The sequence below is a fragment of the Bacillota bacterium genome, from assembly GCA_040754675.1.
Taxonomy (GTDB): domain Bacteria; phylum Bacillota; class Limnochordia; order Limnochordales; family Geochordaceae; genus Geochorda.
In genome coordinates this window covers 1-3,238 of sequence record JBFMCJ010000467.1, presented here as the reverse complement: position 1 = coordinate 3,238, position 3,238 = coordinate 1, and the positions used below count along the sequence as shown (strand labels likewise).

At 65.8% G+C, this 3,238-nt stretch carries 5 protein-coding genes and 1 pseudogene; 3 read left to right on the top strand and 3 right to left on the bottom strand.

What is annotated here, in order from left to right; translation table 11 throughout:
- Positions 1 to 294: 294 nt before the first annotated feature.
- The 3 genes from AB1609_19190 to AB1609_19180 all read left to right on the top strand — a co-directional run bounded on the left by AB1609_19190 (position 295) and on the right by AB1609_19180 (position 1,551).
- Entirely contained in the window at positions 295 to 684 is a 390-nt protein-coding gene (locus tag AB1609_19190; GenBank protein MEW6048567.1) for a hypothetical protein, read from the top strand.
- A 68-nt stretch (positions 685 to 752) separates the two neighbouring features.
- Positions 753 to 1,016, top strand: a complete 264-nt coding sequence (locus tag AB1609_19185) for a hypothetical protein (protein ID MEW6048566.1) — start codon at positions 753 to 755, stop codon at positions 1,014 to 1,016.
- 283 nt (positions 1,017 to 1,299) lie between these two features.
- Positions 1,300 to 1,551, top strand: a complete 252-nt coding sequence (locus AB1609_19180) for a hypothetical protein (protein MEW6048565.1) — start codon at positions 1,300 to 1,302, stop codon at positions 1,549 to 1,551.
- A gap of 134 nt (positions 1,552 to 1,685) precedes the next feature.
- Here AB1609_19180 and AB1609_19175 read toward each other — a convergent pair.
- The 3 genes and pseudogenes from AB1609_19175 to AB1609_19165 all read right to left on the bottom strand — a co-directional run.
- Positions 1,686 to 2,171 (bottom strand): annotated as a pseudogene (locus AB1609_19175) (thermonuclease family protein).
- Positions 2,172 to 2,181: 10 nt separating this feature from the next.
- Entirely contained in the window at positions 2,182 to 2,400 is a 219-nt protein-coding gene (locus AB1609_19170; protein MEW6048564.1) for a helix-turn-helix transcriptional regulator, read from the bottom strand.
- A 72-nt stretch (positions 2,401 to 2,472) separates the two neighbouring features.
- A partial coding sequence (locus AB1609_19165; protein ID MEW6048563.1) for a hypothetical protein occupies positions 2,473 to 3,238 on the bottom strand: 766 nt, incomplete at its 5' end.

Sequence of the window (3,238 nt, the reverse complement as noted above, 5' to 3'; positions counted from 1 at the left end):
CAGGTGACCTCGCCGCCTTCCGGGGTAGCCCCACAGCCTTGACCGGAGCCAGACGGGACCCACGCGGGGGCGCCATCGAGGCTGGCGGCTGTCACCGGTCAGGGTGGCGGCATTCCGCTGAGCGACCGGGACGTCGTCCCCGTCATTCGCACCGGTCACCCCGGGGCGATGGCCGGAGCCGGACGTCATCCCGCCCCGTCTCGCCAATGAGCGCGAGCCTGTCACCGGCGCTGTCGGCCGAGCCCGTCCCCATCGGCCCCATTGTGGTATGCTCAAGGGGAGAGGAGAGGCCGTATGGGCCGAGACGGCAATCCCCGGTTGCAGGCGCGGCTGCCGGCAGCCGATTACAGGACGTTGCAGGCGGCCTTAGACGAGGCCGGACTGGACTTGCGTTCCTTTTTGTCCCGTCTCGCCGGGGCGCTCCGTGCCCGGGCGCTGCAGGGGGAGAACGCCGGGGCGCAGGACAAGACGCCGCCTGCTGCACCGGCCGAGCTGCTCGTGGAGGTGGGACAGCTCCTCATCGAGCGGGACCGCCTCAAGGGCCAGTGCAAGGAGTACTATACCCGGTGGCGGCGCTACGAAGCGCTGGCCGAGCAGGCCGAGCGCCGGCTCCGGGAGGCCGAAATCCAGGCGATGGTGCGCGGGATCGACCTCGACGGGCTGGCCTCCGAGCATCGCCGGTAAGCACGGCTTTTCGCTACCTGCCGACCCACCCGGACCGAACGGCCAGGGACAGGAGGGGGCCCATCGCCGTGGACGAGATTGATGCGCTCATCGAGCGGGCCGAACAGTTGCGAAAGGTGCCGAACGGCGGCTACGGCGGGGCGCTGGTCAAGGCCAACACCTTAGCGGCGGCCCACAACTTGAAGACCTACCCTCGGACCTGCTGGGCAGAACACCCGCAGGCCTACGCCGAACACGTCGACATGCTCCGGCGGGGCGTGCGGTTCCTGGAGCGCATGGCAACGGAGGTCGGGGCCGATGGCCGAGGACGAGTCCCCGGACCTGCACGATGAGCCGAGCCCCCAAAGCACCGCGTTCCGCCGGGCAGGGCAATCACGTGCCTGGAGGGTATCGCGAGGTCTGGTCATTCGGTGGGGAAACGACGAGCCGCGCAAGTGAGGAGCCGCGCCCACGACGACTCCCTCCGCCGGATGGGCCGGTAAGCGAAACGCCCCGTCACGAAATCACCACCTCGGCGTCTTCAACCCGGAAGCGTATGACATCGCCGAGAGAAGACGCGTCGGCGGGCGGGCAACTTTTGCTCAAACACCACAGAAGGAAGGGGGCGGTGGCTCCATGCGGCGCGCCATCCTGGCGTTGGGCGGCCTCGCGCTGGTGGTTGCGGTTTGGACGGCGCCGCGTTACGTCCACTCGCCAAGCGGGATCGTAAATGTCGCCGCGGTGCCGCCCGGGGTTATCGAAACCCTTCGGCGCCAATACCCCGTGCGGCCTGACCCGGCTAACTTGGCTGTGCGCGTCCTCACGGTGGCGGGCCTCACGGCCGTTGCATACGCTCTGGTTCCCGAGAAGCATCCCCGAAGCCCATAACCCGAAGACGCACCTTCGGGCTTGGTGGACTGAGACCCGTAACGCGGACATGCTCCGCCAAGGTGTATGCTCCGTGGAGCGCATGGCGGGAGAGGCCGAAGTGGCTGAGCAAGCAGCCGATGTCGGTCCCTCACGTTCGGCGGGATGGTGAGGAGCTGCGCAAGCCCGGCTTTCAGGAGCAGAGCGTTTAGCATCCGGCCGTCGGAGAGGTAGACGTACGCCAGCAGCCGCCCGTAGCGGTCACGCTCTTGAACGCCCAGCTCCAGGCGCACGGGGGTGCCAGGCGGGAGCAGCCCTTTGGTGAAGGCGCTGGCCTGCGGACCCCACGGCTCGATCCCGACCCGCGGGTGGACGGTCTCCGGCGTGTCGATGCCGATGAGGCGGACGGTTTCCTGTCGGATGCCGATGCGAGCCTCGACAGTGTCCCCGTCGACGACGCGGGTAACGACTGCCGGTATTTGGCTCGCCGCAGCACTCGACGGCGCGGTAACCTGGAGAATGACGAAAAAGAGGGTCCCCGTGGCCAGGAGAGTCCGCCCCGGGCGGCGGCACGTGGAGCAGAAGGCTCGGAGCTTGCTAGTCCGCGGGTGGCTTACATGACGACCGGAGGTGTAGGCCACCGTATTCTGCTCACCCCTTCCGTTCGCCGGCGCCTTCGGTTGCTATGCGGTGGGCCAAGAGGCAGGCGGCAAGTCGGGCTCGCAGCTTCGGCGGGAGAGCGCTGCCGCGCTCCCGCGCCAACACGTGCCAGACGGCCACCCCGGTAGCATGGGCGACTTCAGCCGCTGTGAGGCCGCGTTCCATGCGACGTGCCCTGAGATCTCGTGTTAGGATGAACCGCTCACTCATATCATGTGCCTGCCTCGGCGTCGGTCGTTAGCCGTCTCAGTGATGCTCTTTCCCGTTCCCCCAACCGGGGGATTATACCAAGGGCAAGGCTCGTTGGCCAGCTCCAAAGGACCATTCTTGAAGTCGGAGTAAAGCCATAACGGCAAAGTCAATGGCGTATGAAGCGTCATCCCTACCCGGGTTCCATGATCCGACTACGCTGACTCGTGGAGTGCCTCCCACGGTGATGCCAATATCAGGGATTATGGCTGCGAATCGCAGGTAGGCGGGCAGCGGTATACCGTAGAGAGCCAACTCAACAGGCTCGACAAGGGAGTCTAAAGCATACCTTACCTCAACGCTGCTAAAGATCAATGGCAGTCCATGGCCGACAACGCGCTCTAACCAGTGTTCCAACGCTCTCGCTAGAGACCGCACTACCCTTTCGCCCCAAGCCCGCGACCTTCCACCGTGGCGGAAGCGCTCCCAAGCGACCGTAAAGGCAATTGCCGCCTTCGTCACCGCTTTCGGGTAGTCACCAGTTCGATACGCCTGCTCGGCCTCTTCAAGATGCGCCTTCGTCTCATCATCGGTGATGGCGCTTACCAGAGTCACCTCCTCGAACTCCATGCCAAGGGCGACTCTTAGCGCATCCCTGGCAAACGCCTGCACATGCGTAACCGCACTCCGCGCCTCCTCTTCGGAGGGGATCATGCCGTCGTGCTGGACCCTATCGCGAATGCGCCGTAGACGTTCGAGCTCTGACTTGTAGGGCGAAAGCCCGGGGAAGCGGTCACAGAGCTTCTGAAGCAGCACCCCCAGCGAGTCATTGCGTTCAGTCGGTACGCCCTGACTACCG